The 25,880-nt window shown below is 63.0% G+C and carries 25 protein-coding genes; 11 read left to right on the top strand and 14 right to left on the bottom strand.

What is annotated here, in order from left to right; all coding sequences use genetic code 11:
• Positions 1-101: 101 nt before the first annotated feature.
• Positions 102-965 carry an alpha/beta fold hydrolase gene (locus AB3X95_RS10480; RefSeq protein WP_176111283.1) on the top strand — a complete coding sequence of 288 codons (864 nt, stop codon included), beginning with the start codon at positions 102-104 and terminating at the stop codon, positions 963-965.
• A gap of 23 nt (positions 966-988) precedes the next feature.
• Here AB3X95_RS10480 and AB3X95_RS10475 read toward each other — a convergent pair whose 3' ends face one another.
• The 6 genes from AB3X95_RS10475 to AB3X95_RS10450 form a co-directional block, all read right to left on the bottom strand.
• The gene (locus tag AB3X95_RS10475; protein WP_176122626.1) at positions 989-1,696 is read right to left on the bottom strand and encodes an ABC transporter ATP-binding protein; all 708 of its coding nucleotides are present in this window, start codon (positions 1,694-1,696) and stop codon (positions 989-991) included.
• The gene (locus AB3X95_RS10470) at positions 1,689-2,453 is read right to left on the bottom strand and encodes an ABC transporter ATP-binding protein (RefSeq protein WP_368621269.1); all 765 of its coding nucleotides are present in this window, start codon (positions 2,451-2,453) and stop codon (positions 1,689-1,691) included. The genes AB3X95_RS10475 and AB3X95_RS10470 overlap by 8 nt, the downstream gene beginning before the upstream one ends.
• Positions 2,450-3,439 (bottom strand): branched-chain amino acid ABC transporter permease, encoded by a 990-nt coding sequence (locus AB3X95_RS10465; protein WP_176122812.1) that lies wholly within the window; start codon positions 3,437-3,439, stop codon positions 2,450-2,452. Before AB3X95_RS10465 ends, AB3X95_RS10470 begins: the two co-directional genes overlap by 4 nt.
• A 20-nt stretch (positions 3,440-3,459) precedes the next feature.
• Entirely contained in the window at positions 3,460-4,320 is an 861-nt protein-coding gene (locus tag AB3X95_RS10460) for a branched-chain amino acid ABC transporter permease (protein ID WP_176369225.1), read from the bottom strand.
• Between the two features lie 96 nt (positions 4,321-4,416).
• Positions 4,417-5,592: an ABC transporter substrate-binding protein gene (locus tag AB3X95_RS10455; protein ID WP_368621268.1), complete on the bottom strand. Its 1,176-nt coding sequence runs from the start codon at positions 5,590-5,592 to the stop codon at positions 4,417-4,419.
• A 786-nt stretch (positions 5,593-6,378) separates the two neighbouring features.
• Entirely contained in the window at positions 6,379-7,086 is a 708-nt protein-coding gene (locus tag AB3X95_RS10450) for a FadR/GntR family transcriptional regulator (RefSeq protein WP_368621267.1), read from the bottom strand.
• A 131-nt stretch (positions 7,087-7,217) separates the two neighbouring features.
• Here AB3X95_RS10450 and AB3X95_RS10445 point away from each other — a divergent pair, with 131 nt between their 5' ends.
• The 8 genes from AB3X95_RS10445 to AB3X95_RS10410 all read left to right on the top strand — a co-directional run bounded on the left by AB3X95_RS10445 (position 7,218) and on the right by AB3X95_RS10410 (position 15,887).
• Positions 7,218-8,096, top strand: a complete 879-nt coding sequence (locus tag AB3X95_RS10445; RefSeq protein ID WP_368621266.1) for a fumarylacetoacetate hydrolase family protein — start codon at positions 7,218-7,220, stop codon at positions 8,094-8,096.
• 2 nt (positions 8,097-8,098) lie between these two features.
• Positions 8,099-8,884, top strand: a complete 786-nt coding sequence (locus tag AB3X95_RS10440) for an alpha/beta fold hydrolase (RefSeq protein WP_176122620.1) — start codon at positions 8,099-8,101, stop codon at positions 8,882-8,884.
• A gap of 149 nt (positions 8,885-9,033) precedes the next feature.
• Positions 9,034-10,368, top strand: coding sequence for an amidohydrolase family protein (locus tag AB3X95_RS10435; RefSeq protein WP_368621265.1), 1,335 nt, complete (start codon positions 9,034-9,036; stop codon positions 10,366-10,368).
• A 90-nt stretch (positions 10,369-10,458) separates the two neighbouring features.
• Positions 10,459-11,478, top strand: coding sequence for an ABC transporter substrate-binding protein (locus tag AB3X95_RS10430; protein WP_368621264.1), 1,020 nt, complete (start codon positions 10,459-10,461; stop codon positions 11,476-11,478).
• Between the two features lie 8 nt (positions 11,479-11,486).
• Complete coding sequence (locus AB3X95_RS10425; RefSeq protein WP_368621263.1) at positions 11,487-13,013, top strand: sugar ABC transporter ATP-binding protein; 1,527 nt, start codon at positions 11,487-11,489, stop codon at positions 13,011-13,013.
• Positions 13,010-14,020 (top strand): ABC transporter permease, encoded by a 1,011-nt coding sequence (locus AB3X95_RS10420; RefSeq protein WP_176122616.1) that lies wholly within the window; start codon positions 13,010-13,012, stop codon positions 14,018-14,020. Before AB3X95_RS10425 ends, AB3X95_RS10420 begins: the two co-directional genes overlap by 4 nt.
• A gap of 2 nt (positions 14,021-14,022) precedes the next feature.
• Positions 14,023-14,979: an ABC transporter permease gene (locus AB3X95_RS10415; RefSeq protein ID WP_368621262.1), complete on the top strand. Its 957-nt coding sequence runs from the start codon at positions 14,023-14,025 to the stop codon at positions 14,977-14,979.
• Positions 14,980-15,509: 530 nt separating this feature from the next.
• Entirely contained in the window at positions 15,510-15,887 is a 378-nt protein-coding gene (locus AB3X95_RS10410; RefSeq protein WP_368621261.1) for a DUF3022 domain-containing protein, read from the top strand.
• A 37-nt stretch (positions 15,888-15,924) separates the two neighbouring features.
• On the opposite strand, the gene AB3X95_RS10405 is transcribed toward AB3X95_RS10410, so the two are convergent.
• The 8 genes from AB3X95_RS10405 to AB3X95_RS10370 form a co-directional block, all read right to left on the bottom strand.
• Positions 15,925-16,179, bottom strand: coding sequence for a hypothetical protein (locus AB3X95_RS10405; protein ID WP_368621260.1), 255 nt, complete (start codon positions 16,177-16,179; stop codon positions 15,925-15,927).
• Positions 16,180-16,361: 182 nt separating this feature from the next.
• A complete protein-coding gene (locus tag AB3X95_RS10400) occupies positions 16,362-16,628 on the bottom strand; it encodes a hypothetical protein (RefSeq protein ID WP_176111277.1) in 267 nt (88 codons plus the stop codon).
• Positions 16,629-16,933: 305 nt separating this feature from the next.
• Positions 16,934-17,677, bottom strand: a complete 744-nt coding sequence (gene phbB, locus AB3X95_RS10395) for an acetoacetyl-CoA reductase (RefSeq protein ID WP_368621259.1) — start codon at positions 17,675-17,677, stop codon at positions 16,934-16,936.
• 220 nt (positions 17,678-17,897) lie between these two features.
• Positions 17,898-18,053, bottom strand: a complete 156-nt coding sequence (locus AB3X95_RS10390; protein WP_176121941.1) for a hypothetical protein — start codon at positions 18,051-18,053, stop codon at positions 17,898-17,900.
• A gap of 1,067 nt (positions 18,054-19,120) precedes the next feature.
• A complete protein-coding gene (locus AB3X95_RS10385; protein WP_368621258.1) occupies positions 19,121-19,960 on the bottom strand; it encodes a phosphatidylinositol-specific phospholipase C in 840 nt (279 codons plus the stop codon).
• A gap of 102 nt (positions 19,961-20,062) precedes the next feature.
• Positions 20,063-20,914, bottom strand: coding sequence for a carbohydrate ABC transporter permease (locus AB3X95_RS10380; protein ID WP_176111968.1), 852 nt, complete (start codon positions 20,912-20,914; stop codon positions 20,063-20,065).
• Positions 20,914-21,783 (bottom strand): carbohydrate ABC transporter permease, encoded by an 870-nt coding sequence (locus tag AB3X95_RS10375; protein WP_368621257.1) that lies wholly within the window; start codon positions 21,781-21,783, stop codon positions 20,914-20,916. Before AB3X95_RS10375 ends, AB3X95_RS10380 begins: the two co-directional genes overlap by 1 nt.
• A 40-nt stretch (positions 21,784-21,823) precedes the next feature.
• Positions 21,824-23,080: an ABC transporter substrate-binding protein gene (locus AB3X95_RS10370; protein WP_368621256.1), complete on the bottom strand. Its 1,257-nt coding sequence runs from the start codon at positions 23,078-23,080 to the stop codon at positions 21,824-21,826.
• 561 nt (positions 23,081-23,641) lie between these two features.
• Here AB3X95_RS10370 and AB3X95_RS10365 point away from each other — a divergent pair.
• Both AB3X95_RS10365 and AB3X95_RS10360 read left to right on the top strand, forming a co-directional pair.
• A complete protein-coding gene (locus AB3X95_RS10365; RefSeq protein WP_176121945.1) occupies positions 23,642-24,907 on the top strand; it encodes an ABC transporter substrate-binding protein in 1,266 nt (421 codons plus the stop codon).
• 80 nt (positions 24,908-24,987) lie between these two features.
• Positions 24,988-25,863: a branched-chain amino acid ABC transporter permease gene (locus AB3X95_RS10360; RefSeq protein WP_176366612.1), complete on the top strand. Its 876-nt coding sequence runs from the start codon at positions 24,988-24,990 to the stop codon at positions 25,861-25,863.
• Positions 25,864-25,880: the final 17 nt, after the last annotated feature.

The raw sequence follows: 25,880 nt of genomic DNA, 5'->3' as shown, positions 1-25,880 counted from the left end.
GCCATGATGGTTCGTATCAGAAAAGTAGATCGATTCCATCAATATTATGCGATTTTCTTTTGCCAGCACACCATCGATAGTGTCGCCAAAGGAGCCCTTTGATGAATGCACGTACCAGCCCATCGATCCTGGCCTCAGCCTACGGCGCGTCCGCGCCATCGTTCGTGACCACCGCATCGAGTGTTGCCATACCGTATGTCGAGTCCGGGAGCGGCGAGCCGATGGTGTTCGTGCACGGCTCGCTTTGCGACTATCGCTACTGGGACGCCCAGATGGCTTCGCTGTCTGGCCGATTTCGCTGCTTCGCGCCGAGCTTGAGCCATTACTGGCCCGAGATCGATGCGTTTGGACACGGCGACTTCAGCTGGGAGGCGCACGTCGAGGAAATGGCCGGATTCATCACGGCGCTCGACCTGGCTCCGGTTCATCTGGTCGGTCACTCGCGGGGCGGGTGCGTGGCTTTCCATCTCGCGCGCGCCTATCCGCGCCTCGTGAAAACGCTGACGCTAGCCGATCCCGGCGGCCCGCTGCAAACCGAACCGCGGGGTCAGCCCGCGTTCATGCCGCCGGCGACGAACGTGTTGCGCGCCCGGGTCGCGGAACTGATCGAGCGGGGCGAGTACGACGCCGGCTTGTCGATGTTCGTCGACTCCGTGAGCATGCCGGGCTACTGGAACAAAAGCCCGGAGAGCTTTCGTCGCATGGCGCTCGACAACGCGCTCACGCTGCCGAAGCAGTTGCTCGATCCGCTTCCGGCCTATACGCCGGAAGCCGCGCGCGATATCAAGTGCCGTACGTTGTTGATCGACGGCCAAAGAAGTCCCCGCATGTTCCGCAATACGGTCGACAAGCTCGAACAGTGGATCGAGTTTGCCGAACGCGAAACGATCGACGGTGCGTCGCATGGGATGAATGTCGCGAGACCGGATGCGTTCAACCGGGCGGTCACGACCTTCGTCGCGTAGCCCGGCCACGCATCGCGCGCCGCTCAGTGTTGAGACACGGCCAGCAAGGTATCGATCTTGTGATCCTGGGCCAGCAGTTCGGCCGCCGTGCTCGAATGAATCACCGAGCCGCGCTCCAGCACCACGGCGTTGTGCGTAATGCTCAGCGCCTTGCGCGCATTCTGCTCGACCAGAATCACCGAGAGGCCTTCGTCGCGGATGATCTCCGACAGGATGCGCATCAAGTCCTGCACGATGATCGGCGCGAGGCCTTCGAGCGGTTCGTCGAGCAGCAGCACCCTGGGATTGAGCATCAGCGCGCGGCCGATGGCGAGCATCTGCTGCTCGCCGCCGGAAAGCTGATTGCCCATATTGGCGCGGCGCTCCTCCAGGCGCGGAAACATCTTGTAGATGCGCGCCAGGTCCCAGGGACCGGACACGGCGATCGCGCTCAGGTTCTCTTCGACCGTCAACGACTTGAAGATATTGCGTTCCTGCGGCACCCAGCCGATGCCGGCCAGCGCGCGCTGGTGCGGCTTGAATCCGGTGACGTCCTTGCCATCGAGCCAGATCCGCCCGCTAAAGCGACGCGTGTGACCGACGATGCTGTTGATCAGCGTGGTTTTACCCGTGCCGTTGCGGCCAAGCAGCGCGAGAGCCTGGCCGTGATCCAAGGCCAGATCGATGCCCGTCAGGATCCTGGCTTCGCCGTAGCCCGCGACGATTCCTTCCAGCTTCAGCAATTCAGACATATTCACCTCCAACCAGATCCTCGCCCAGATACACGGCCTTCACGCGAGGATCGCGGGCGATGTCCGCGCATGCGCCCTCGGTAAGCAGACCGCCGCTCACCAGCACAGAGATGCGGTTGGCAAAGCTGAACACGAGGTCCATGTCGTGCTCGATCAGCAGAATGGTCACATCGTCGGGCAACGCGGCGACCGTATTGAGAATCTCGCGGCGTTCGCCGTCGGGAACGCCGGCCACGGGCTCGTCCAGCAGCAGCACGCGCGGCTTTGCCGCCAGCGCCAGCGCGATTTCGAGCAGGCGCTGCTTGCCGTAGGGCAGCACGCGCGTTTCGCGACTCATTACGTCGAGCAATTTGCACTGTTCGAGCAGCGAAGCGACCTCGTCCATGATTTCGCCGCGCTGGCCGAGCGCACGCCAGAAGCGTGCGCCCAGGCCGTCGCGCTCGGAGATCGCGACGGACAGCGATTCCGCCGGCGTCATGTGCTTGAAAAGCTGATTGATCTGGAACGTGCGGACGAGCCCGGCGCGAGCCCGCTTGTGCACGGACAGCGACGTGATGTCGTGGCCTTCGAGCTCGATGCGGCCCGAACTCGGCGACAGCACGCCCGTCAGCTGATTGATCAGTGTCGTCTTGCCGGCGCCGTTGGGGCCGATCAGCGCCTGGCGGGCGCCTTTCTCGACCGCGATCGACACGTCATTGGTGGCGACGAGGCCGCCGAAGCGCTTGATCAGATTGAATGTTTGCAGTGCGATCGTCATGCTTTGCTCCCGCTGCGACGGAACCACGTCCACGGACGCACGAGCCGCTCGTGACCGACGATCACGATGATCACCAGCAGCAAGCCGATCCAGAACTGCCAGTATTGCGGCGTGATGTCCGCCAGCCGGTCCTGCATGAACCTGAATACGACCGCGCCGATGATGCCGCCATACAGATAACCCGCGCCGCCGATCATCAGCATCAGCAGCACGTCGGCCGAGCGGTGGAAGTCGAGCACGTCGAGCGACGCGAAGCCGGTGGTCTGCGCGAGCAGGGCGCCGGCCACGCCCGCGTAGGCCGCGCTCAACGTGTAGACGGCAGTTCGGCGCAGGTTGACCGGCACGCCCATGGCCGCCGCGCGAAGCGGATTCTGGCGGATCACCTGCAGCGACATGCCGAACGGCGACTTGACCACCGCGCGCGCGATCACGAACAGCACGAACAGCGTGAAGATCGAATAGGTGTAGGCCACCTTGCCGAACAGATCGAACTCGATGTGACCAAAGAGCGGCACCATCGGCACGCCGGTCATGCCGTCGGCCCCGCCGGTGAGCCAGCCGAGCTTGTTGGCCAGTTCGTGCAGGATCGAGGCCACGCCGAGCGTCACCATCAGACGCGTGAGGTCCGAACCGCGCATCACCAGCACGCTGGTGACGAGGCCCGCCAGCGCCGCCACTCCGCACGAGAGCAGCATGCCCAGCAGCGGATCGACATTGAAGTACTTGGCCAGCAATGCAGCCGAATAAGCACCGAGACCGAAAAAGGCCGCATGGCCCAGCGACACGATGCCGGTATAGCCGAGGATCAGGTCCAGCGATACCGCGAACAACGCGAGGATCGCCATCTCGTTGAGCAGCAGGAAGTTATTGAGCGGCGTCAAGCAGATGCCCAGCGCCACGATCCAGAAGATGATTTCCGCCGGGCGCCAGCGCGACCACTGCCTGCCCATGCTGCGGACTTCGGGCACGATCGTCGATGCACCCATTTCGCTAGAAGTTGCCGACTTCATTTGCCCCCCGCCCTGACGAATAGACCCTGTGGTCGCCACATCAGGGTGATGATCATGACGCCGTAGATGATGAATGCCCCCAGATCGGGGATGTAGTACTTGCCCGCCACGTCCGCGATGCCGAGCAGCAGCGAAGCCAGCAGCGGACCGGTCAGCGAGGTCGTGCCGCCCACCGCGACCACGACCAGGAAATAGATCATGAACTTGAGCGGAAAGATCGGATCGAGGCCGAGCATGTTTGCGCCGAGCGCGCCGCCGAGGCCGGCGAGGCCCGAGCCGAACGCGAAGGTGGTCAGAAACACGAAGTTGATGTTGATGCCGAGGCCGCTCGCCGCGCGCGGATCATCCACCGATGCGCGCAGGCGGCTGCCAAAGCGGGTTTTGGTCAGGATCAGCTGGAGCGCGACGACGAGTACCACGCAGACCAGGACCACGAACAACCGGTAGTAACCGATGCCGATGCCGGCGAACACCGTGCGGCCCTGCAGCCATTGCGGCAGGTTCAGGAACTGCTGGGTCGAGCCCATGAAGTAGTCGACCGTCGCGATGGCCATGAAGGTCAGGCCGATCGTAAACAGCACCTGATTGAGTTCGGACTGCCCGTACACGCGCTTATACAGCGTGCGTTCGAGAATGCCGCCAAGCACCGCGGACGCGACGAACGCAATCGGCAATGCGCACAGGAAAGGGATGCCCAGACGCGACATCGCGAGCACGGTGGCGTAGCCGCCTACCATGGCGAAGGCGCCGTGAGCGAGATTGACGAAGTTCATCAATCCCAGCGTGATGGCCAGACCGCTCGCCAGCACGAACAGAAGCATGCCGTAGGCAATACCGTCGAAGAGAATGGTTAGCATGAGTTTTTACCGCCGAAACGCCGCGCCCCTGGCAGTGCGAGGGGCGCGGCGGACAAATCGAATCATCCGGATACGGCGTGCCTCGCTTTCGCGAGCTTATTTGATCTTGGCCGGATCCTTGACGGCGTCGACCTTGTCGAACGACACGTTGAACAGCTGGCCATTCACGCGTTCCGTCCGGGTGATGTACACGTTCTGGACCATTTCACGCGTCTGCGGATCGAGTTCCACCGGGCCGCGGGGGCTGTTCCATTTCTGGCCCTTCATGGCTGCCAGCAGCTTGTCGCCGTTGGTGTCGCCCTTGGTGGCTTGCAGCGCCGCGTAGATCAGGTGCATGCCGTCATAGGCGCCGACGCTGTGGAAGTTCGGGCGCATGCCGGGGTTGGCTTTTTCGAAGGCGGCCACGTAGGCGCGGTTCTCGGGATTGTCGAGAGCGGCCGAGTAGTGCATCGATGTCACCGCGCCCAGCGCCACCTCACCCATGGCGTTCAGGATGTCGTCATCCACCACGTCGCCAGTACCGATCAGTTTGATGCCCTGCTTGCTCAGGTCGCGCTCGGCGAACTGCTTCATGAACGCGGCGCCGGCACCCGATGGCACGAAGATGAACAGCGCGTCAGGCTTCAGGTCGGCGACCTTCTGCAGGAACGGCGAAAAGTCCGGGTTGGCGACCGGCACGCGCAGTTGCTCGACGACGCTGCCGCCTTCCGATTCGAAGACCTTCTTGAAGGAGTTCTGCGCGTCGATGCCGGGACCGTAGTCGGCCACCAGCGTGACCACCTTCTTGATGCCGTTCTTCGGCGCCCAACGCGCGATGCCCAACGTGTTCTGCGGCAGCGTGAAGCCCGAGCGCACGATGTAAGGCGACTGCTCGGTGATCATCGCGGTGGCCGCGTTCATCACGATCATCGGCACCTTCGCCTGGGTCGCGAGCGGCGCGGCGGCGAGCGCCAGCGGCGTGAGCCCGAAGCCTGCCAGCACCGACACGTGATCCTTGACGATCAGCTCCTGCGCGAGGCGCTTGGTGGTATCCGGGACGTTGGTGTCGTCCTTCAGGATGACCTGGATTTTCTTGCCCGCGACCGTGTCGCCATGCTGGGCCATATACAGCTTGACCGCCGCGTCGACCTGACGACCCGTGGACGCGAACGGTCCGCTCATCGGAACGATGAGCCCGACCTTGACCACATCGTCCGCATGGGCGAGCACGCTCGAACCTGCCAGCACGAGTGCGGCGGCGGCCTTAAGCAAAGTGCGCTTTTTGTTTTGCATTCGATTTCCTTGCTAACGAACCATGAACAACGTTGAAAATCGGACCCCTTGTTCATTGCTGGGCGAGCGCTGTGAGCGGGGTCCGGCGTAACGGTTTGCACACCCGAAGCCGAGGGATTGAATGATCGGTTGGGAGTAGCGCGGTCATGAAATCCGGCGGTGAGCCTGCCGGTGGCTAATGACCGTACTGTGTCTTGTCGTGGGGCGTGGGCACGGGATGGACGTGGCCGTCATTGGATCGGCGCGCGTGCCGCTGGACCGGCTCTCGGGCGGGTCGGGCGGATAATGCGTTGACGTCGATCAGCTTGCATCCGAACATCTTTTGTCCCCTCTGCGGAGGCCTCTCGATTGTGGCCCGCTCGACTGCGAACCCGTCCGGCCATGCCGGCGGTGCAGGTATCTGTTCGCTTCTGCGTGCGCTTTTCGACTCGCCGATGTGGCGGTCGCCCCCGCGCCGCGGAAGACGTTATGCTTCGGTAGGCTGCTTGAAGTTGTTGGCCTGCCGTGCGCACTCAGCACGATAAGCACGCGCGCCAAGGGTTGAAAGAGCGGGTTAACCACATACGCATGGTTCCGCATGAATCGCGCATTGCCGGGTCCGTGCGCGGGCGGCGGCGATCTGCGTCGCGCGGAACCTCGCCCCGGTAGGGCTCGACGAACGTCGCGGGTGAGGCATCCAGGTTTGGTCTGGCGTGGTCTCGCGTCGCGTGTGATAAACAGATTCGATACCCCCGGAAGGAAATCGCAACCCTTGAATGCGTGCCGCCGCAAGTATTCGTAAAGGTGTCAACGTCCGAACAGGTTTTCCCTGATTTGCCGCAGATGGTTCGTCAATAGCTCGCAAGCCATCTCGGCATCGCGATCGCGAAGCGCATCCACGATCGCGCGATGCTGCGCCTCATATTGACTGCGCCGCTCGGGCGTCAGCGACAGGCGCTTCAGACGTCCCCACTCGCCCTGTTCGCGCACCTCGTTGGTCAATTCGAGCACGCGCAGAAAGAAGGTGTTGTGCGTAGCGACCGCCAACGCGCGATGCAGCTCGCCGTCCCAGTGCTCGAACTCCTCGATGGTTTGCGCCGCCTCGGATCGCTCGATGCAGTCGCTCATCTGCGCGAAGTCGGCCGCCGTCGCATATCGGACGATGAGCCCGGGCATCAGCGGCTCGATCAAAAGCCGCGCTTCCATCAGTTCGGCTGGGCTCGTCTGCACGGCGTGCGGCTTCGCCTCGGGTAGCGGCGGCGCCGGCACGCTTGCGCCAGGCAGCACGAACGTGCCGCTGCCGACCGTCTGCCGGATCAGCCCACGCTCTTTCAGATCGGCGAGGACTCGCCGGACGGCGCCACGTGAAGCGCCGAACTCCTCGCTAAGTTCGCGTTCGGGCGGCAGGCGCACGCCTTCGGCGAAGCGTCCGCTGCGAATCGCTTCCTCTAGATAGCTGGCGAGCTCCCGTGCCCCCTTCGCCCTGACTGTCAGCCTTGTGTCGACGTCACTCATACCCCAGTCCTGCTGCGCATCAAACAAGAACCAATTGGTTCTGATTTTTGGTTAACCCTGGTTCTTTTCGTCCGGATTTGGTCCTACAGTGGTTCCAGATTGACCCACCAGACCTAGATTAAAGGCCCATCATGAAATTAGCAACTTTGCGCCACGACGGGGCGAGGGCGGTCGCCCTGGTCGACACCGAAGCCGGCGTTTATTGGCCGGTATCCCAGCTTTGCGACGGCTTTGCCGGCGACATGGTCCAATTGGTACAACAGTTCGCCGACCTGCGCGAGTCGCTGTGCCCGCGCGGCGAAGGGCGCCCCCTCGCGTCGGCGACGCTCCTCGCGCCGATCGACCAGGCGCGCCGCAACGTTTTCTGCGTCGGCAAGAACTATCACGACCACGCCGAAGAGTTCAGCAAGTCCGGTTTCGACAAGAGCGCGCAGGCAGGCGAGCACATACCTGAAGCACCGGTCGTTTTCACGAAGCCCGCATCGACGATCATCGCGACTGGCGAGCGCATTCCGCGCCATGCCGACGTGACGCAACAGATGGACTACGAAGTCGAGATCGGTGTCGTCATCGGCAAGGCAGGTCGCGCGATCTCGAAGGCGAAGGCGCTCGATCACGTGTTCGGCTACACGATCATCAACGACGTCACCGCGCGCGATCTGCAAAAGCTGCATCGTCAGTGGTTCATCGGCAAGTCGCTCGACGGCTTCTGCCCGATGGGCCCGTATCTCGTGACGGCCGACGAACTCGACGCGTCGAACATCGACGTGCGTTGCTGGGTCAACGGCGAGTTGCGTCAGGAATCGAACTCGAAGCTCCTGATCTTCGATATCCCGACGATCATCGCGACGCTGTCGGCCGGCATGGAACTGCAGCCCGGCGACGTCATTGCGACGGGCACGCCGGCGGGTGTCGGCATCGGCTTCAATCCCCCGAAATTTCTGCAAAGCGGCGATGTCGTGCGCATGGAGATTCCGCGCATCGGCGTCCTTGAAAACGAGGTGGCGTAAACATGGCAACAACTCAAGTGCAAGGCATCTTCATCGAGATCGAAGGCGACGGCGCGCCGGTCGTGTGCATCCACGGTCTCGGCGGTTCCTCGAACAACTGGACGCCGGTGCTGCCGGCGTTCGAAGGCAGGAAGGTCATCCGCATCGATCTGCCTGGCAGCGCGCGTTCGCCGTTGCCCGCGCAGAAGCTGTCGATCGATTCCTACGTGAACACGATCGCCTCCGTGCTGCGCGAACTGCAGGTGAGCGACGCGGACATCGTCGCGCATTCGATGGGCACCATCGTCGCGCAGCATCTGGCCGTCAGGCATCCCGAGCTGGTTAAAAGCCTCGCGCTGTTCGGGCCGCTCATTGCTCCGCCCGACGCCGCGCGCGACGGCATGCGCCAGCGCGCGCGCATCGCGCGCGACCAGGGCGTGCCGGGCCTGCAGGAAATCGCCGATGCGATCGTCAAAGGCGCCACCAGCGACGAAACCAGGTCGCAGCGGCCCGTGACGCTCGCGCTCGTGCGCGAAAGCGTGATGCGTCAATCGCCCGAAGGTTACGCGCAAAGCTGCGAGGCATTGGCTGGCGCGCAGGCGGCGGAGATCGAACGCATCCAGGTGCCGACGCTGCTCGTGACAGGCGACCAGGACGGCGTTGGCAAACCCGATGCGGTGAAGGCGATGGGCGAGCGTATTGGGGGGGCGAAAGTCATCGTGCTGAGCGGCTGCGGTCACTGGACCACGTTCGAAAAACCCGTCGAAACGACGGCGGAGTTGAAGCGCTTCTATCAAGCGGCTCGGTGACGCATTGAACAGGTGGGCGCCGCGTCGATCAGAATAGCCGCGCAGAACGGCGATCGACGGGCCCCCGATCGGGAAACAGGCACAGTCAGGCAGTAAGCAACCGGCGGCGGACGCCCGTGCGCGTTCGGCCCCACGTGGAGGAGACAGACATGAGTTCGATCTTGTTTACCAACGTATCGGTTTTCGATGGTAGCGGTGCTCAGCCCTTCAGAGGTCAGGTGCTGGTGGACGGGCAGCGCATCGTCCGCGTCGCTCGCGACGAGCCGATCAACGCGCCCCATGCACAGCGTATCGACGGCCGTGGCGCATTCCTGATGCCGGGCATGACCGAGGCGCACACGCATTTCTCATGGAACGACCAGCCGTCGCTGTCAGCGATCCAGTTCATGCCGCCCGAGGAGCACATGCTGTGGTGCGTGCGCGTCGCGAAGCGTTATCTGGAAATGGGCTGGACCTCGGCACTGGGCGCGGCCGCGGCCAAGCCGCGGCTCGATGTCGTGCTGCGCAACGCGGTCAACGCCGGCGAATTTCCGGGACCGCGCTATCTGGCGGGCAGCCAGGAGATCACCATTCTCGGCGGCCTCGCGGACAACACGCTGCCGCACATGCCGTTCAAGGAGCTGAACTTCGGCGCTGTCGTGAGCGGGCCGGAAGAAATGCGCGCGACCACGCGCATGTTCGTCAAGTACGGTGTCGATCATCTGAAGATCAATCTGTCGGGCGAGTACATCGCGGGCATTTCGGCGGAATCGTCGCCGTTTTCCGAGGAAGAGATCGCGATGCTCGCTGCCGAGGCGAAGCGCGCCGGCAAGCGCGTGGCCGCGCATGCCCGCTCGAGCGAATCGGTCAAGCAATGCGTGCGGCACGGGCTCGAACTGATCTTCCATGCGAGCTTCGCCGACGAGGAAGCCCTCGACATGCTCGAAGCAAACAAGGACAAGCACTTCGTCGCGCCGGGCATCGGCTGGCTGATCAGCACGCTGTATCACGCGGAGAAGTGGGGCATCAGCGAGGAACTGGCGACGAAGATGGGCTACAAGCGCGAGCTCGAAACCGCCGCGGTGACGCTGCAGAAGATGCACAAGCGCGGCATCCGCATTCTGCCGGGCGGCGACTACGGCTTTGCGTGGATGCCGCACGGCACGAACGCGCGCGACCTTCAATACTTCGTCGACTACGTCGGCATGACGCCGATGGAGGTGCTGATCTCGGCCACGCGCTACGGCGGCGAGCTGATGATGATGCCCGACGAACTCGGCCAGATTCGCGAGGGCTATCTTGCCGACATCATTCTGGTGGACGGTGATCCGCTCGCGGACCTCACCGTGCTGCAGGACCCGAGCAAGATCACGCTGGTGATGAAGGACGGCGACATCTTCAAGAGCACGCACGACGCGCTGCCGCCGCGCGGCGAACTTCATGTAGGCACGGCGTTACCGGCCGATCCCGGTGTCGGGACGGCGGCATCCGCGCCTGTGCACTGAAACTGCATCGCCCACCAGAAGATGCGCGGAGCCGGCCGCACGCCGCGGCTGGCGCCTTCGCGCGCACACCAAACATCAGGAGACGACGACATGAAACCGCGCACTTTGCTTGCCACCGTGTCGACTAGCCTCGCGTGCGCATCGGCGTTCGCCGCCGCGCCCGATATCGGCCTGTCGAACGGCTATTTCGGCACCGAATGGCGCAACCAGATGATCGACGGCGCCAATCAGCAGTTCCAGACCTACAAAACCAGCGGCCTGGCCGACAAGCTGATCGTGCAGCAATCGGGCGCCAACACTGGTCAGCAGATTCAGGACATGCGCAACATGATTCGCCAGAAGGTGGGCGCGATCATGGTCGACGCGAACTCGGCCACCGCGCTCAACGGCGTGATCTCGGAGGCGCAGCGCAGCAAGATCCCGGTGGTGTCGTTCGACCAGGCGGTATCCAATCGCTACGCGACCAACGTGACCGTCGATCACTACCAGTGGGGTCAACGCTACGCCGAATGGATCGCGGAGCAACTGCACGGCAAGGGCAATGTCGTGGTGCTCGACGGCATCCCCGGACATCCGGCGGCGGAGGCGCGCAAGAAGGCCGCGCTCGAGACGTTCGCGAAGTATCCGGGCATCAAGGTCGTCTGGTCCGGCTATGGCGAATGGGACGAGGCCAAGGCGCAAGCAGTGATGGCGACGGTGATCGCGGCGCAGCCGCAGATCGACGCGGTGTTCACCGAAGACGCGATGGCGCTCGGCGTTCTGCGCGCATTCGAGAACGCGAACCGGCGCGTGCCGATCATGACCGGCGAAGCGCAAAAGGGCTTTCTGACGGAATGGAAAAAGCAGCGCGACGCCGGCAATCCGATGAAGGTGTTCGTGCAGGTGAATCCGCCCGACATCAGTCGCACGGCGCTCGGCATCGCAGTGCGCCTCGCGCACGGACGCACGCTCAAACCGCTGCCCGACAACACCTACTACTTCCCGATCACGAGGACCGTGACGGCCGAGAATCTCGACGCTACGCTCGCTTCGATGAGCGACAAGCCCGACAGCTACTTTCTCGGTCAATGGCTGAGCGAAGCCCAGCTCGATGCGCTGTTCACGCAATAGCGCCGATCATGTCCGTGCTCATCGCGAAGGGATTGACGAAACGCTATGGCGGCGTGCTCGCGCTCGACGGCGCGAGCCTCACGCTGAACCCTGGCGAAGTGCTGGGGCTGCTAGGCGCGAACGGCTCGGGCAAATCGACGTTGTCGAGCATTCTCGCCGGCGACACGATACCGGACGACGGCACGATCGAAATGATCGGTGCGCCGCTGCGACCCGGCTCGCCGAAGTCGGCGCGCGCGGTGGGGATCGCGATTGCGCATCAGCATCCCGGTCTCGCGCCGGATCTGCCGGTGTGGGAGAACGTGTTTCTTGGCGCGGAGCTGTGCCATACGGGTCGCTTTCTCGATCAGCGGCGCACGCGCGATCGCGCCACGCGGCTGCTGGAGAGCCTGAGACCCGGCTGGGATATCGAAGCGAGCGCAGGCAGCCTCAGCGCCGCCGATCAGCAACTGGTCGAGATCGCGAGGGCGCTTGCGCTCGGGCCGCGCATCCTGATTCTCGACGAACCGACCGCCGCACTCGCCGCCGCTGAAGTCGACAACCTGATGCGCGTCGTGCGTAGTCTGACGGCGCACGGCACGGCGGTGGTTTTCATTTCGCACCGGATGGCGGAGATCGAAGCGCTGTGCGATCGCGTGATGGTGTTGTGCAACGGCCGCCCGGTCGGCGAGCTAGCGGTGCGCGGGCAACTCGACGAAGCGCGTGTGCTCGAACTGATGGGCGGCGCGGCTGCCACGCATATTCATGACGGCAAGCGGAGACGTGGCGGTGATCCGGCGGACACGGAAAGAACCGTCGCGCTCGGCGTCACCGATCTGCGCGCTGGCGCGCGGCTGCGCGGCGTCAGCTTCGAACTGGAACGCGGAGAGATTCTTGGCATCGCGGGACTGCAGGGCCATGGCCAGGAAGAACTGCTCGACGCGCTCGCGGGCTTTCGTGTGCCGGACGGCGGCGAGGTGAGGCTCGACGGACGAGGTGGAGCGAGGACGATCGTGCCGCGTTCGCCGCGTCAGATGATCGCTGCGGGCGTGTGCCTCGTGCCCAACGACCGGCATCGGCAGGGCCTGTGGCTCGATCACCCGGTCGAATTCAATCTGGCGCAGGTCAGCGTGAACTTCGCGGCGAGCCCGTGGCGGCTGCGTCGCGCGCCGATCCGCCGGTTCGTCGACGACGTGGTCGCGCGACTGCGCATCAAGACGTCCGACGTGCGCCAGCCGGTGCGGGATCTGTCGGGCGGCAATCAGCAGAAAGTGGTGATCGGGCGCTGGCTGAACCGGCAGGTCGACGTGCTGCTGCTCAGCGATCCGACCAAGGGCGTCGATGTGCTCGCCCGCAGGGAAATCTACGAGACGATCGGTGCATTCGCGCAAGCGGGGACGGCCGTGCTCGTCTATGCATCGGATACCGAAGAATTGCTCGCGGTGTGCGACCGCCTGATCGTCATGTACGAAGGTCGGATCATCGCGCAGCTGGAAGGTGATGAGATGAATGAATCCCGCGTGACGAGCGCGCTGTTCGGCCGGAGCGCGGCATGAAGGCGCAACTGGGAGACAGACTTGCCGACACTGGCGCCTGGTCCTCAAGCAAACGGATGGGCGCGGCGCTGAGAATATCGTGCGCGCGTGCCGCGAGTGCGCTGCCCGCGCTCGTCATGCTGCTCGCGGTCGTGATCGCGAATGCATGGCTGCAGCCGGACTTTCTCACCGCCGACTCGCTCGCGAGCAACATGCAGAACGCCGCGCCGGTGGTCCTGATCTGCATGGCGCAGGCGGTCGTCGTGCTGATGGGAGAGCTGGATCTGTCGATGGGCGCGGGAATCTCGTTGGTCAACTGCGTGCTCGCGGCCGCGCCCGGTCTGATGGGGTGGGGCCTCGGTGCGACCTGTGTCGCCGCGCTGGCCGCCGCGCTGCTCGCCGGTGCGTGCAACGGTCTGCTGGTCGGCTATGCGAAGCAAAGCGCGCTGATCGCGACGTTCGCGACCGGCGCCGTCTGGTTTGGCTTTGCTCTGCTGCTGATCCCGCAGCCGGGCGGCGCGGTGCCGGACGCATTGGGCGAATGGTTCGCGGCGCGTATCTCGGTGATTCCGCTCGCGGCGCTGCCGGTGCTCGCCGCGATCGCGCTGTGGACGGTCCTGCAGCGGCATCGCTTCGGACGGCGACTGATCGCGACCGGCAGCCACGCCGATGCGATGTTCAAAGCTGGCATCGATGTCCGGCTCGTCAAACTGCTCGGCTATCTGCTCGCGTGGCTCTTCGTGTTTGCGGCGGCGCTCTGCCTGACCGCGCAAACCGCGTCCGGCGATGCGCGTCTCGGATTGCCATACACGCTGAACTCGGTCGCGGCTGTGGTGATCGGCGGCATCTCGCTGGCGGGTGGGCGCGGCACGATGCTCGGCGCCGTCTGCGGCGCGCTCGTGCTCACGCTGATCGGCAACGTCGTCTACTTCGCGGGCATCCCGAGCAACTACCAGGAAGTGTTCAAGGGTGCCGTGATCGTGCTTGCGCTCGGCTTCACGTTCGTGGGCGCGAAAAGGAGAGTGTGACGATGAAACCGAATTCGCGCCGCGCCTTTTTGCTGGCGCTCGCCGTGATCGTGCTCATCAGTGGACAATTCGCGGTGCCGGGCTTCGCGAGCCTGGGGCAGGTTGCCAATCAGTTGAAGATCGCGACGTTTCTGGGGCTATTCGGCCTCGCGCAGTCGCTCGTGATGATCGCGGGAGAGCAGGGGCTCGATCTGTCCGTAGGCGCGGCCGCGACGCTGGGCGGCATTCTTGGCGCCGCGCTGCTCGGAGCGGCATCGGCTGGATTGCCGGCCGCATTCGCCGTCGCGACGTTGGCGGGCGCGCTGGTGGGCGCGCTCAATGGCGTCGGCATCACGCTGCTGGGCATCCCGCCGCTCGTGATGACTCTGGCGATGGCAAGTCTCATCGACGGCGCGTTGATCGTCTGGTCGTCGGTCATGCACGTCAATACGGCCGCGAGTCCCGCACTCGCCGCGCTTGCCGGCAGGACGCTCGGCGGCGTGCCGAGCGTCGCGCTGATCTGGCTCGGCGCCGGCGCGTTGATGTGGCGTTTTCTCGATCATTCAGCCTGGGGGCGTCGCCTGATGGCGACCGGCGCGAATCCGGTCGCTGCCGCCATCGCCGGTACGCGCGTGCGCGCGATCCGCATCGCGGTTTATGTCGCGAGCGGCAGCATCGCCGCTGTGACGGGCGTGCTGCTCGTCGGCTATGTCGGCCAGGCGTTTCTCGGGCTCGGAACGACCTATGTGCTGCCGAGCGTTGTCGTCGCGGTGATCGGCGGCGTGTCGCTCGCGGGCGGACGGGGCGACTACATCGCGGTCGCGAGCGCCGCCGTGCTGCTGACGGTTCTCTCGAGTCTGTTGACCGCGCTGCAGATGGGCGAAGCAGGACGCCAATGCATTTTCGGTGCGACGCTGCTCGTCTTCCTCGCGCTCAACGGTTGGTCGTTCAAGGGGGCGATGCGACGTCGGGATGCATGAGGCGCTTTTCGCACTTGCGGAGGCGGCGGCATCGCCGCCCGCTGCGCGGTCATACTGGGCCGCGATGGTGACGAGGCGATCGGTGATCTCCTTGGCCGCGGCTGCGGAGCAGAGCGGACAGTATCAAACAGCTCTTCTGCGCGATGTCGGTGATGGCGGCGGTGGCCTTGGTCGTCGAGGAAACCTGGAACTGGTTGATGTCGTCGAGTGTCGCCGTGTAACCGATGTAGATCGGCAGCAGGTCCTTGTTCAGGGATTGGATAGCCTGGTACGCAGCCCTTTAACTGAAGAGCGATCTGAACCGGCGATATGTGCGCGGCGGCGTCGTTTTGTCGCTGTGTGAAGCGTGCGGATCACTCCTTACCCGCTCGAATACCTGCTGATGGGGCAACGGTACATATTGCCAGTGAGCGGCAACGGAATTGCGAGTCCGGCTCCAGTCGAAGCACTGGACAGCCAGCGACAGCCGGACACGGATTTTGCTCGCATAAGGGCGGGGCCCGGAGCCTCGACCACAAGGAGGACTTTCAATGAAAGAGATCGATCTGAACCAGCGCATCGAAGAAATCCAACTGGCTCTGTCCGCGTTATTCGAGTCACCGAAAGCGCCCGCGATCAGCGGTTACGACGACGGCCGGAACTTCCTCATTCAGGCTTCCTGGGTGATCGAGTCACACGGCGACACGACGCTGGATGCCCGGTGCGTGTTGACACTGCACTTTTCGGCTGCGCAGATTCAGCGTTACGCGCAGATGGACACGGCACAACGTGTCCTCGTGCGCGAACGCCTGTGCCGGATGGTCCGCGACCACCTCCCCGCGAAAGGCGAGGAGTTGCCCTTACAGGGAGAGTGCGCCGAGGATCTGCATGTGGAGGATCGGCTGCTGGATGTCGACGATCAGCTCTGATCGACTGCGGACGACGTACGTCCGCATCGACGAGTGACTAGCACGCCTCCTCACTCGGGACCGGGGGATGCAGCGACTCGAGCAGCTTCACCAACCTTGCCTGCTGCTGCGGAGTCAGTCCTTGAGTAGCGCACACCTGCTGGACACGCGCGCGCCAGTAGGTCCGGCTGAACAACGAATCCACGCCATCGTGGGACAGGATCCGTTCCAGATGCGAAATCGCATCTCCAGCGGTCAGGGGTGTATAGGGACTCTCCCTGTCCGGGGGCCCTCTTTTGATTGTTGTTTTCATCCACTTCTCTCAGGTGGTGACCGGCTGGGTCCGGCCGTGTACGTCGGACTTCAATTGGCCCGTTTGTGCCATCCAACCCTTGCGAGGCGCTCGCGCGTCACGCTACCTGGCTCGCCAGGCAGCTGACGCGCGCCGGTCCTCGCAGCGACGCGACCCATCGCAAGCGGCACGGCCCTCGGTGTTCAGCAAAGCTCCGCGGCGGCTACCCACGGCATCGTCTCGAACTTCTTGAGAACGGTGTGCAGCGATCCGGAGAACCTGTCGGCAAACGCGATCGTCATGTCTTCGACATCATGTTTGCGGTTGCTCGTAATCCGTACGTCCTCGATGGCATCGGCGACCGGCATCAATACCTGCCACACTGCGGCGACCCTCATGCCGCCGCGCCTCGTACGAACCGTGATCTGATGGCCTGTGGCCTTTTGTTGTCCGGTGATTTCCGGTGTCATTCTTCAGCCCTCTCGATGTATCTGATTTCTTATTGGCGCGGTCGACGCACTTACATTCGCCCGCGCGGTTGATGCCACCACTCATGATGATCCAGATGTCGTAGTAGTCTTGCCCTTCTGCGCTCACGGCGATAGTGATCAATCACCATGAGCATTGCGATGCTGAGGGCCGTGCCCCCAATGATCAGGCCCATCCAGGTCTCACTCATGACACGTTCCTCTCTCATGGAAGCACAGGGGTGTTGCGTGAATGGTTCACGCCGATTCGTCCGGTGTTGCGGCACGTACCGGCGCGGTATGTTGCGTCACTGCATGTGCTGGCCGCCGTTGATCGCGATATTGGAGCCGGTCACGAAGCCGGCATCTTCCGAGCACAGATAGAGCACGAGCGCCGCGACTTCGTCGGGCTTGCCGAGACGTCCCATCGGGATATGCGGCAGGACCTTCGTGTCGAGGATCTCCTGCGGAATCGCGGTGACCATCTTGGTGGCCAGGTAGCCCGGCGAAATCGTGTTTACCGTGACCCCTTTGCGCGCCACTTCCAGCGCCAGTGACTTGGTAAAGCCGTGCATGCCGGCCTTGGCCGCGGCGTAGTTGGTCTGGCCGACCGAGCCTTTCGAGCCGTTGACGGACGAGATATTGACGATGCGCCCCCAGCCTCGTGCGACCATCTCTTCGCACAGCGGCTTGGTCATGTTGAAGACCGAGTCGAGGTTGGTGCGAATGACCGCATCCCAATTCACCTTGTCCATCTTCCTGAGGGTCATGTCCTGGGTGATGCCTGCGTTGTTGATCAGGATGTCGACCGGGCCGACTTCCGCCCGAATCTTGTCCGCGCAACGCTGGCATGAGTCGTAATCGGCCACGTCGACCGGGTAAGCGCGAAAGCTCCGACCCTGAGCTTCCATGTCAGCCAACCATTTGTCCGCACCTGTGTTGCTCGGCGAGTGCGTGACTACCACCGCATACCCTGCGTCGTGCAGTTTCGTACTGATCGCTTCTCCGAGTCCGCCCATGCCGCCCGTTACCACTACGGTTCGTTTCGTCATCCTTTCCATCCGTGATCGAAATGTTTGCGAGGATCGTGAATACCCAATGGCCGTCTCGCACAACCCGCCATTGCTTAGCCACAACGCGCGGCCGCCTCCAGCGTCACGGGAGGAACGGCTTCGGCATTGATTGAACTGCGCGGGTTTTTATAGGCTTGTGGTATTGCGCGAATGGAGCTGGTGCATCAGCTAGCGGCGGCATGCCGCGCCGGCGCACTGCTCAAAGATTCCAGGTGCCCCGAACGGTGCTCCCCGCCTGCCGGTCCAGGCCGGCGAGTTTCCGTGTTCCTTCAAACGCTTCGGTGGCGGGCGAAAAGAACGTCGACAGATTCGTTCGGCAGAGTTTCAGCAAATCTTCGGACGAAAGGTCTTTCATTGCTTCTCCTGGATTGAATATCGAACCCGCCTGCCCCGGAGACCATATCCGCAATCAGTATGCGGAATATCGTCGGTGAGGATTCCGGAGCAAAAGTATTATTAGTAAGACTAAATGAACGCTGCAAAAAACAGCGGTGTCCGGATCGCACTTCTGATGTCTGTATTCATCAGTCGAAATACAACATGGTGTTTCTTCATCGAGTCACAGCCGCTGAATTGGCCATGGCCTGCGTCGGTAGGTCGTGCGGCCAACCGGCGCTTCGATCTCTATTTCAATTGTCATCAGATGACATAACAATCGATTTTAGAGGGTTCATTCTAACTTCAAAATGTTAAATTTTCGGGAAGAAAGGCTAGGTGAATACCCTGATACCAAATGCTCCACCTTGAAGGTGGCTGTCGAGCCAACGCGATGTTTGATCGTCCGGACAACGGACTGGAACGGCGACCCCGATGAGTCGGCTCTTCGACTGTTTCCCCGGAGCATCCCCGAAATGTCATGGAAATGGCCCGAATGACAGGATCAGCATTAGGATGAATCATTGCATGTTATGCAAGAAATGACAATTCAACCGACGCTTCCTTGCACCGCTGCTGTCGCCCGGGCGAGTCGCTGCACGGGACGCCGGTCTGTCAGCGCACTTTGCGCTGACCGAGTTCGGCTGGTTGTCCACGCAAGTGACAGTACGTGAGAGTGCGGCGCGGCACGGATGGTGAATGTGCGTCGGTGGTGGTGAGCGGGATCAGGCGGTGCGAAGGGCAATGCAGGCGCACATAGAACATCTGTCGCGAGCGTAAGATGGAAGCGATTGATCGATGAGATTCGAGGAGGCGCCATGAAGGCGGTGTGCCCGCTGCACGGGCCAACGACCATCGTCGGTACGAACGCGTACGGATTTCCGATCTATGCGTGTTGTCGCGACGACGTTCCTTATGTCATGCCGCCGGACGCCTGCACGCGTGAACCGGCGAGGCGCGGACCGGAATCGAGGCCGCCACCGCGGCAGCCTCGCGCAAAGGAATCACGCTGAGTTTCGCGGTCAACGTCATGCCCGCAGCGATGCGTTATCGGCTCCAGTTGCAATCGATCAACGCATCAACGAGGCGCCAGTCCTGCCAGTCGCAAAAGTCGAGCAGCATGGTGCCGCATGGTTGCGGACGAGCCGCGAGCCGCTCGGCAAGCTGCTCGTGAATACCGCGATGCTGTGTATCGCCGCACGCCACGACGACCGGCGGCGCCGCCATCCCCGTGCCGCTGCAAAAGTTGATGACCCAACGCTCGTCGCACACACCGGGGGTGCGGTTCAACAGCAAATCGATGGCGCGCCACTTGTAAGCGATCGATGTCGGCACCGGCACGCGAAATTCGTCCTGGATGGTGAACGGCGCCGGCACGTCGTCGATATCGAACGTTGCGTTGTCAGGCCAGGCCGTCAGGTCGATGCCGAGCGGCTTTTCAGTCGCGAAGCGCCGCAGTAGCACGATGCTGCCGCGTACCGCCTCCAGCAGCGGCAGGTCGAAGGCAAGGTGCCAGCGCACATCGGCGTGTCGTTCGACATACCATTCGAAGGTCGCAGAAAACGCGCGGGCGCAGTCACGCGCGGGCCATTCCTCCTTGATCGACATGACGATGGATTCGCCGGGGTGACGCGCGAGAAACTGAGCGCATGTCCGTACCACATCGTCGAAACTCAGACCCAGCGAGATGCCGCCGTGATTAATCGTAAAGCGATCGCGCTGATGACGGCAGCGGATGTCGAGAACCCGCACCCCATGGTGCAACTGATCGTCGAGCGTGGCATGTTGCGTGCGCGCGAGCCGGTCATCGACCGTGTAGGCACAGGTGTCATGGCTGCCTGGCAAGGTCAGTGCAGACAGCAAGCGGCTGCCATCGATGGCCGACATCCAGTCGGCGGGCGAAACGTTGGGATGAGTCAGGGCAGGGCGCAAGAAAACCTCTGGATAAGCAAAGCGTCTGCTGCAACGTCGACGCAGAGTCGGAGCCCGTTACTTCAAGCCGCCCGAAAAGCCCTGCAGCAGATAGCGCTGCACATAGCCCGCGAGCAGAAGCGTCGGCACCGACGAAATCAGCCCTGCGCTCATCAGTTCGCCCCAGTCGATGCCGTTCTCGGTCACATAACCCGCCATCGTGAGCGGCAGGGTGAAATGACTCGGCGACGAAACGAACAACAGCGCCAGCAGAAACTCGTTCCACGCGATGATGAACACGAAGATCGCGGTGGCAACGAGACCCGGCGCGCACAGCGGCACGACGATGAAGACGATGCGCTGCGCGAGGTTCGCGCCGTCGAGCGCCGCAGCCTCCTCGAATTCGATCGGCACGTCGCGCACGAACGGCAGCAACATCCAGATCGCCATCGGCAACGCGTACAGCTGATAGGCGAGTACCAGCCCAAACAGCGAATCGAGCAGATGGAGCCACTTGGCCAGCGAAAACAGCGGTACGGCCACCGTAATCGGCGGCATCAGCTTCAGTGCCAGCACGAGCATCAGGAACAGCAGATCGAGTCGCGCCGGAAAGGCCAGTCGCGCGAGAGCATAGGCGGCCGGAAAAGCCAGCGCGAGTGCGAGCAACGTGGCGCCCACTGCGACCCACACGGAGTTCAGCACCGACTGGGCCATGCCGCTTTCCCACACCGCCGCGAAGTGCTCGAACGTGGGCGCCGAAGGCCACAGCGCGAGCGGATGGGCGAGGCGTTCCAGCGTCGGCGTGAAGGCCGCGCCAGCCATCCATATGCACGGCAGCAGCAACACCGCCAGCGCTACGACCCGCAACAGACCTCGCACCGCGGCACCGGACGAGCGTCGCGCGAAACCCTGCAAGCGCGCGAGCGGCATCAACGGTCGCGCCTGACTGCCGATTTCCATATGTATCCCGAGACCAGCACCGCGCACGTGAGCAGCATCAATACCGAAGCCGCGCTGGCGGGTCCTACGTTGAAGAAGCGGAAACCCGTGTCGTAGATGTACGTCGACAGCGTCTGCGTGGCATTGCCCGGGCCGCCGCCCGTCAACGCGTACACCTTGTCGAACAGCTTGAAGGTATCGATCGAGCGCAGCAGCATCGCGAGTGCGACGTGCGGTGCAACGAGCGGAAGCGTGATGTAGCGCAGGCACTGCCATTCGTTCGCGCCGTCGGTGCGTGCCGCCTCGGCGATTTCAGGCGGAACCGACTGCAGCCCCGCGAGAATGATCAGGAATGCCATCGGCGTCCATTGCCAGACATCGACCAGCATCAGTGACCACAGCGCGAGGTGCGGATCGGATAACCAGGGCACCGCCGGTAGATCTATCGCCTTGAGCAGCGCATTCAGAAAGCCACGGTAATTGAGCCAGTTGCGCCAGATCGCGGAGCACACCAGCGTCGAGAGCATCATCGGCAGCACCGCAAGCGGCAACGCGATGCGCCGGCCCGCAAACGCGCGGACGAACAGCAGCGCGAGCGCGAGTCCGAACAGGACTTCAGCGAGCGAGGCCACGATCATGAACTGGATCGTATTGACGAAGCTCGTGCCGAACTCGCCGTCCGCAATGACCGATCGATAGTTGGCGAGCCCGATGAACGAGCGATGCCCCGATGCGTAATCGACCGAGAAAAACGAATCGATCAGCACGCGCGCGACCGGATAGAGCGCCAGCACGCCGAGCACGAGCGCGGCTGGGCTCATCAGGACGAGCAGCGGCAGATAACGTCGCAAGCGGCTCATCGATCCGTTCCCACGCTAGCCTGCGCCGTCACTGCCGCTATCACTGCACTGCCGCGTTGGCCTGGCCGATCTTCTGTGCAGCCTGATGCAACGCTGCGTCGGGCGTGGCCTGCCCCGTCAGCGCGAGTTGCAATGCGTCGCCGAGAATCGCCTCGATCTGCTGCCAATCTTTTACGCGAGGCCGCGCACGGCCCGCTTCGAGCGCCTTCAGCTGGTCCGGGTACCAGCGATATTGCTTGACGAGTGTCGGATTGACGAAGACGCTCTTGCGCGTCGGCGGAATGCCGAGCACGGCAAGTTGGGTTTGCGTCGCCGACGAAGTCAGGTAGGCGAGGAAATCCGCGGCCACCTTCGCATGCGCGGCATCTTTCGCAATGCCCATTTGCCAGATGCCCAGCATCGGCGCCGGCCCCTTGACTTGGCCAGGCGGCGGTTGCAGCGCGACCTGGCCGACGACGCGCGACTTCGCCGGATCGTCGAGCGCTGGCAGCCAGGCGGGCCACACTTCGATGGCCTGCGCGGCAGTGCCGCCCTGCAATGCGTCGCGCACTTCACCGGCGCCATACACGTCGACATCCTTCGGTGCCCACTTCTTCAGCGCGAGCAGCATCTTCAGCGCGGCCAGCGCTTCGGGCGAATCGATCGTGACCTTGCCGTTCGCGTCGACGACTTCTCCGCCATAGGCCCAAAGGATCGGCAGAAAACCGGTGACGACGGGGTTGCCCTTCACGCCACGAAACACGACAGCGGAAACGTCCTTGTCGGCGGTCCCGATGGTCTGTGCGATCTTCAGCACCTCGTCCCAGCTGCGCGGCGGCTGCAGGCCGCGACTCGCGAGCAGATCCTTGCGATAGGCGAACATCTCGACATTGCCGACGATCGGCATCGCATACAGGGTTCCGGTCGACGCGCGTCCGAGGGAGATCGTCGACGTCACCATGTCGGCATCCGCGAGCGTGGCGGGCAGCGGCTGAAGCCATCCGTTGGCGATGAATTCGGGCGACCAGGTGTCGTCCATCATCACCAGGTCATAAGCGCGCGTGTTTTCGCGTAACGACAGCTTCAGCTTCTGATACAGGTCGTTATTCGGCAGCTTCAGCAATTCGATATCGACGCCCGGGTGCTGTTTCTTGTAGCCGTCCACCGCCTGTGCGAGTCCGCGGCCGTAGATGTCGTCCCGGCCTGCGATCACGAGATCGGCGGCGTGCGCGCCAACTGCGGCGATGGACAGGGAAGCCGCGACGCAAGCCGCGCGAAGGCAGGCGAACAGGGTCGTTCGCTGGATCATTGAAGCCATGGCTCTTGAATTCCTGTTGGGGAAAGGCGTATGCGTACGATGAGTCCAGATCAACCCATCCCGCTTTTTTTTATCGGGCGCGTAGCGTTGCGAAAACAGATGCCAGGTTCGGCAGCGGGAATTGCAGCAACCTATCATGACGTACATATGTCAGCAAGCAGGGTTGCCGCGTAATGTTCGGACCCGCACGCAGGCACGCTTGTCATCTTCAAGCTGATCGTGATGCGAGTTGATGCGCTGCATCGCGAGCGATTGCAAGGTGGCAGGACGTTGGTCCATTGAACCGCCGACACAATGCTTCGGATGACGAATAAGCGTGCGGAAGAAGGCCGCTGATCTCACACTACACAGCGATAGTTCTCACCAAGAAAAAACCGCTTCCCGCGGCGCGAGCGGCAAAATTTTTGCCGCTTTGCACCATGAAGTCCGTAGGGACCCGGTCATCGTTTGTACCGATTGAGCGACGCAAAACGGGTGAATATTGTTGTGTGCGCATTCTTAAGATGCTGCAATGTGGCGGGAAATTGTTGCTCAACGATCCATTCGAATCGGAGATGCATGATGTCCAGTAACAATGTGTGGCGAAACCTTCATTGCGTCGTCGCGACGGGGATGGTAGCGGCGGGGCTAGGTCTGGCGGCAGGCGCCCATGCGGCGGCCGAGCCGATCAAGATCGGCGTGATCAGCGAAGAATCCTCGGTGGCGGGCGCTTCGATCAGCAAGGCGGCGCAGCTCGCCGCGGACCAGATCAACGCTAGCGGCGGCGTGGATGGCCGGCCCATCCAGATCGTCGCGTACGACGACCATTCATCGGCCTCGGACGGCGTGCGCGCCTTCCAGCGCGCGGCGACCCAGGACAAGGTGGTCGCTGTGATCGGCAGCTACATCAGCGAAGTAGCGCTCGCGATGGAACCGTGGTCCGGGCGCCTGAAGGTGCCCTTCATCACCCCCGGCGCGGCTAGCAACGACATCTCGAAGCACGTTCACGACGACTACGACCACTACAAATACACATTCCACGGCTGGATGACGTCGGCATTCATCGCGCAATCTATCTGCGACTTCTCGCACGACGTTCTGGTCGGCCAGTTCAAGATGAAAACGACCGTCGTCATGAGCGAAGACGCGGCGTGGACCAAGCCGCTCGACGAACGTTACCTCGAATGCCTGCCCAAAGCGGGACTTCAGGTGCTCGATCACATCCGCTTCAATCCCGATACCTCCGACTTCACGCCGATCTTCAACCAGATCGAGGCGAAGCACCCCGATACGATCACCACCGGCATCAGCCACGTAGGCGTGCAGCCGACCGTGCAATGGCACGACCAGCAAGTGCCGATCCCGATGTCGGGCCAAAGCTCGCAGGCCACGACCACCAGCTTCTGGAAGGACACGAACGGCGCCACCGAGGGCGTGATCACGGCCTCGGCCGCCGCGCCGGGCGTGGCGATCACGCCGAAAACGGTCCCCTTCACGGATGAGTACCAGAAGAAGTTCGGCGTCTCTCCGGCGTATTGCGGCTTCACCAGTTACGACCTCGTCTACATCATCGCGGACGCGATCAAGCGCAACAAGGGCTCGACCGATGCGGACCAGATGGTCGACGCGCTCGAGAAAACCGACTACGTGGGCACGATCGGACGCTGGCAGTTCTATGGCAAGAGCGATCAGTTCACGCACGCGCTGAAGTACGGGCCCGGCTATATCACGGGTATCAATCTGCAATGGCAGAACGGCAAGCAGGTCGCGATCTGGCCCAAGTCGATCGCCAACGGCGCGGTGAAATTCCCGACCTTCATCAAGGTGCAGCAGGCAAGCGCGAACTAGCCGTACGACGATCGCGACTGTCCGGGCGAAGGTCCGGACACCGCACGAATCGACATCCTAACCAATATGAAAGGCCGGGCATGTTGCTACTGCAGATTCTCGTCGACGGCTTTGCAATCAGCTCCCTCTATGCGCTGGGCGCGATCGGCTTCACGTTGATCTTCGGCGTCTCCGGCATCCTGAATCTCGCGCACGGCGGCGTGATGCTGGTCGCGGCGCTGATGGGCTGGATGCTCGCGGGCGAGGCGGGTCTTGGCACCTATCTCGGCACGCTACTCGGCGTGATCGCGGGTCTCGTGACGGCCTTCGTCACCTACTTGATGGTGGTGCGGCCCATTCAACGCTCGGCTGCGATTCCCGGCGAAGAGAAGGAGATCTTCGTGCTCACCGGCACGCTGCTGTGGGGCATCATGATCCAGCAGGGCATGGCGTGGCTCTTCACCGACAACCCGGTGACGATGCGCCCGCTAATCAGCGGGGTGGCGATGGTGGGAGGCGTGCGCGTGCCGTACAACGAAATCATGATCGCGGTGGTCTGCTGGGCCGTGATCGGCATGCTGTGGCTGTTCGTGAACCGCACGCGTGCAGGCAAAGCGCTGCTCGCGGCTTCGATGAATCCGCGCGGTCTCACGCTGCTCGGTTTCGAACTCTCCCGGATCTATCTTCTCGCGTGGAGCATCTACGGCGTGCTGGCCGGCATTGCGGGCGTGCTGCTCGCTTCGTTCCTTGGCGTGAGCACGAACAATGCGGGGCAGCTCACGGCCAGCGCGTTCTCGATCGTCGTGCTGGGCGGACTCGGCAGTGTGTCGGGCTCGTTGATGGCCGCGTATGTCGTGGGTTATCTGGAGACGGTCACGGCCTATCTGATCGCGCCGACACTGCGCCCGCTGCCCGCGTTGATGCTGCTGGTGCTGGTCGTGTACGTACGACCCCAGGGCTTCCTGGGACGCCGCTAACAGTGCGAAGGGAGCGT

This window comes from Paraburkholderia sp. BR13444, assembly GCF_040948755.1.
Lineage (GTDB): Bacteria > Pseudomonadota > Gammaproteobacteria > Burkholderiales > Burkholderiaceae > Paraburkholderia > Paraburkholderia youngii.
The sequence above is the reverse complement of the archived record's forward strand: the minus strand, read 5'-3'. Positions and strand labels throughout refer to the sequence as shown.